We start from the raw sequence: 4,325 nt of genomic DNA on the forward strand, positions 1-4,325 counted from the left end.
GAATTAACAGTTCCCTTCGATCTAACGGAGCTAGGATGACATAAAAAAACGGCTTACTACGAAAAGTGGTAAGCCGTTTTTTCTATTAAGTTGTTATCTTGAGTATCTAAATTGCTGTTTGTCCATCATAGACATTTGTTCTTTCATCATTTTTATTTGATCAGCCAGCAATTTGTTCTTGTCTGCCTTTTTGGCTTCTGCAAGTAGTTTTTCCGCCTCACGTTTGTTTCTCTTAGCCATTGCTACACCTGCCAAACTGAGCTTGGCCATTGCTACGTTGTGATCCATATGTAGTCCCAATGCTAAGGCTTTCTTAAAGAATTTTTCAGATTGTAGTGGCGCACGCTGTGACTCTAAAATGCCCAAAAGCATATGGTAGTATCCATGTTGCGCACTGATCAGTTGTTTTTCGTAATTCTTTATATTTTTCAACCATTGTTCAGCCTTTGGCATATTTTCTTTTCGCAAAAACCACTGTGCGATGAGCATATTTTCGTTAAAGAATACAGTTACCCATGCAATGATTGTAATAACGATCCCTAAGATACCCCATCCCCATTGTGCGAACCAAAATAACGCAACAGTCCCCAACAACAAGAGGCTACTTATAATAATGCGTACTATATTAGACATATGTAAAAATTTCTACGTGTATAAATGAATACAAATATCCGGTTATTTTAGAGGTTATACAACTTGTTTGGGTGATAAATATGTAAAATTGTATTTTTGTGAGATGGAAGGACAATACCATTCCAGTTGGAATCCTATTTTTGAACCACTCTTCGAGGAGGAATATATGAAACGTTTGTCGATATTTTTGGAGAATGAACGTAATCTAGGCATCGTATTTCCACCTAAAAAATTAGTTTTTAATGCTTTTCTAAAAACCTCATTTTCTGAAGTAAAAGTGGTTATTCTTGGTCAGGATCCTTATCATGACCATGGTCAAGCTCATGGGTTGGCTTTTTCTGTCCCTCAGGGGTGTAAGTTTCCGCCTTCGTTGAAAAATATTTTTAAAGAGCTGACCGCGGATATCCCTGATTTTCATTATCCCCTATCCGGAGATCTTTCTAAATGGGCCGAGCAAGGAGTTTTATTATTAAACGCAACTTTAACTGTTCGCGCACATCAAGCAGGGTCACATCAAAATCAAGGATGGGAAAGTTTTACAGATGCCATCATTCAAGCGATCTCCGATCGATTAGAAAACGTCGTTTTCGTTTTATGGGGAAACCATGCTCAAAAAAAGCAAAGCATTATAGATGAGCAAAAGCACCTTGTACTAAAATCTGCTCATCCGTCTCCATTGTCTTGTTATCGAGGTTTTTTTGGATGCAGTCATTTTTCCACGATTAATAAGTATTTTGCCTCTGTTGGTAAAAAGGCCATCGATTGGACACTTTAGGCGTATAATTCTTTTAAATCTTTATATTGATAATCCTCGTTCGGTAATTTTTGGATATGGTTAATCCGTATTTTTCGTCCATCTTGATTTACATGGGTATGTAATAAGTGGCTGTCATAGATTACTTCGAATGGTTTTGCGAAGTCAATCGGTTCGATAGATTCTCCTAATGTTACGTATTCTAGTTTTCCTTTGCTCGTGAAGCGTTTTACGAGAATTCTATCCTCGGGGGCTTGTTGAACGGTGAACCAAGCTCCATCGCCGACGCCGCCTAAATAAAACGCTTCCTTTGGGATGGTGATGGGCTTTGCAGAATAATTCATCTGTCCGATGACGATGTCATCGGGTAGCAAGTTGGCTTTGTGTCGGATAACATTGTCGCCAAGTTGCCGCCATAAAAATCCAAAGGATTTCCAGCGGTTCATCCGGAAATGTTTCAGACCTTGTTCTGGGGAGAATGAATAGATCATTCGATCCTTAACTGCATTTACCACATTGCTAATCGGACTAGCTTTAATGGTTTCTGGAAAATTGATACTGTGTCGCCAAGTGTATTTTTTTGACGAGCGGATAAGCATGCGTGTAATGAAGCGAGAACAATTATTGTTGTTTCTTGCTACCGCTCCATAGGGAAACGTTCCTTGATAAACGCAATCGTCTCCGTATGCTTTGGCCTTTTCGAAATTGATATCATGCACAATCGAGAAATACAAAATTCCTTCGCCATACATTGCTTGTTTTAGTTCTTCAAAATGCTCAATGATATTGGTCAGATTTACGATCCTATCGTTTTCTATTTTCGCTTTTATAATTATCTCTAATCTCGGATCGGAATATTTGGAGCGTGCACGACCATAGCCCCGCGGCGCAATATAACGACCAAAATCGTAGAAATGCATTTCGCCAGTTTGGCGTTTAATAATCACGATTCCTGTATGACCAACTTTGAAGTTCAGATTTTTCACTAAACCTATTTTCTTAAAAAACATCATCCATTTTTCATCACCGCGTATAGTGGCATCTGGCCAGGTTAAGATGATCGCTAAATCATTGAAATGTTCTTGATCTGTGCGCATTCAGTTTGTTTCTAGTATTCCAAAGGTACGATTGGCTCTTTTTTACTCGTAGACATGATCATCATTGTTTGGAATGTTTTTACGAAAGGAATTTTTGAAATTTTTTCCATTATGACTGCTTCATAAGCCTTTATATCTTTAACGTAGACTTTTAAGATGAAATCACAATTCCCAGTGACATGATGACATTCGGTTACCTCTGGAATCGTTTTTACGGCTTCGACAAATTCCGGGATAGCGTTGTGTGTATGAAAGTCTAAGGAGATTTGTATAAATGATTTAATGCCGAGTCCGAGCATTTCCTCATCTACAAAGGCATGATAGCTCTTTATAAAGCCGGAATTTTCTAGTTTACGAACCCTTTCTAGAGTAGGAGCAGGCGATAGCCCAATATTAGAAGCTAATTGCAGGTTAGTAATTCTGCCATTCTCCTGTAAAAGTTTTAGGATTTTTAAATCTGTTCTATCTGGTTGGTATGGCATTATCGTAATTAGCGTTTGTTAATATTATATTTCAAGGATCGTAAATCTACGGAATATTATTTGGTAAAAAAAGCATTGTTCCAATTTATGTCATATAGTTATAAACTATATATATATCGTTTTGTTATTGCTGTTATCTATTCATAATCATTCTAATGTCATAATACTTGCAGGTGAATTGCTCTAAATTGCGTCGGAGTGACTTTTGTTATTTTTTTTGTCAAAAAGTAGGTTTTCAATGCATTCAAGATGGGGGTAATTGTATATTTAATCGTATCTTTGTTGTCCGAATTAAGGTAGGAATCGCCGATTAATATAAGGGGAAGAGAAATGAGTACCAAAGACGATGAATTACTAAAAGAGCTAGAGCTCGAAGAATATAAATACGGTTTCACAACCGATATTGAAATGGAAATCGCCCCTAAGGGGTTGAACGAAGATGCTGTTCGCTTAATTTCCGCGAAGAAAAATGAACCTGACTGGCTTCTCGAGTGGCGCCTGAAAGCATTTCGTCATTTTCTATCGATGAAAATGCCCGAGTGGCAAAATTTTAAAAACCCAGAAGTGGATTTTCAGGAACTCTCGTATTATGCTGCTCCGAAAGCGAAAAAGCAACTGGATAGTATGGACGAGGTTGATCCTGAATTGATCGCGACGTTCGAAAAGCTAGGGATTCCACTTGATGAACAAAAGATATTAGCTGGTGTTGTTGCGGTAGATGCTGTGTTTGATTCGGTGTCTGTGAAGACTACTTTTCGTGAAAAGTTAAAAGAGCAGGGTGTGATCTTTTGCTCTTTCGGGGAAGCCGTTCAAGAATATCCTGATCTTATCAAGAAGCATCTTGGTACAGTAGTTCCGCAGACAGATAATATTTATGCAGCACTAAATTCAGCAGTATTCTCCGACGGGTCGTTTGTATATATACCTAAGGGGGTTCGTTGTCCGATGGAGCTATCTACCTATTTCCGGATTAACGCCCAAAATACTGGCCAATTTGAGCGTACTCTAATTGTTGCTGATGAAGGATCCTACGTTTCTTATCTTGAAGGGTGCACGGCTCCAATGCGTGATGAAAATCAATTACACGCTGCGGTTGTTGAGCTTATAGCCGAAAAGGATGCTGAAATTAAGTACTCAACAGTGCAAAACTGGTATCCTGGAGATAAAGATGGAAAAGGGGGGATTTATAACTTTGTAACCAAACGGGGGATTTGTAAGGGAGATAACTCTAAAATTTCTTGGACGCAGGTGGAGACTGGTTCTGCTATCACATGGAAATACCCAGGAGTTATTTTAAAAGGGGATAATTCTGTAGGAGAATTTTACTCTGTTGCAATGACACGAAACATGCAAGTTGCA

General features: G+C 38.5%; 5 protein-coding genes. 2 read left to right on the forward strand and 3 right to left on the reverse strand.

Features of this window, described 5'->3' with window-relative positions; genetic code table 11:
* Positions 1–93 precede the first annotated feature (93 nt).
* The gene (locus tag HP439_RS18065) at positions 94–633 is read right to left on the reverse strand and encodes a tetratricopeptide repeat protein (protein ID WP_172391729.1); all 540 of its coding nucleotides are present in this window, start codon (positions 631–633) and stop codon (positions 94–96) included.
* 103 nt (positions 634–736) lie between these two features.
* On the opposite strand from HP439_RS18065, the gene ung reads away from it, so the two are divergent.
* Positions 737–1,408 (forward strand): uracil-DNA glycosylase, encoded by a 672-nt coding sequence (ung, locus tag HP439_RS18070; protein ID WP_172391730.1) that lies wholly within the window; start codon positions 737–739, stop codon positions 1,406–1,408.
* Here ung and HP439_RS18075 read toward each other — a convergent pair.
* The gene (locus HP439_RS18075) at positions 1,405–2,484 is read right to left on the reverse strand and encodes a DUF6695 family protein (RefSeq protein ID WP_172391731.1); all 1,080 of its coding nucleotides are present in this window, start codon (positions 2,482–2,484) and stop codon (positions 1,405–1,407) included. The genes ung and HP439_RS18075 overlap by 4 nt on opposite strands.
* Before the next feature lie 11 nt (positions 2,485–2,495).
* Positions 2,496–2,966: an Lrp/AsnC family transcriptional regulator gene (locus HP439_RS18080; RefSeq protein ID WP_172391732.1), complete on the reverse strand. Its 471-nt coding sequence runs from the start codon at positions 2,964–2,966 to the stop codon at positions 2,496–2,498.
* 330 nt (positions 2,967–3,296) lie between these two features.
* Between HP439_RS18080 and sufB the strand changes: the two genes are divergently transcribed.
* Positions 3,297–4,325 (forward strand): Fe-S cluster assembly protein SufB (gene sufB / locus HP439_RS18085; protein WP_172391733.1); only part of this gene is annotated, 1,029 nt, incomplete at its 3' end.

Origin of the sequence: Sphingobacterium shayense, assembly GCF_013179575.1 — a bacterium.
GTDB lineage: Bacteria > Bacteroidota > Bacteroidia > Sphingobacteriales > Sphingobacteriaceae > Sphingobacterium > Sphingobacterium shayense.

Coding starts and splice junctions, on each gene's coding strand:
- HP439_RS18065 (WP_172391729.1), bottom strand. CDS start 633: ATGTCTAATATAGTACGCATTATTATAAGTAGCCTCTTGTTGTTGGGG.
- HP439_RS18075 (WP_172391731.1), bottom strand. CDS start 2,484: ATGCGCACAGATCAAGAACATTTCAATGATTTAGCGATCATCTTAACC.
- ung (WP_172391730.1), top strand. CDS start 737: ATGGAAGGACAATACCATTCCAGTTGGAATCCTATTTTTGAACCACTC.
- HP439_RS18080 (WP_172391732.1), bottom strand. CDS start 2,966: ATGCCATACCAACCAGATAGAACAGATTTAAAAATCCTAAAACTTTTA.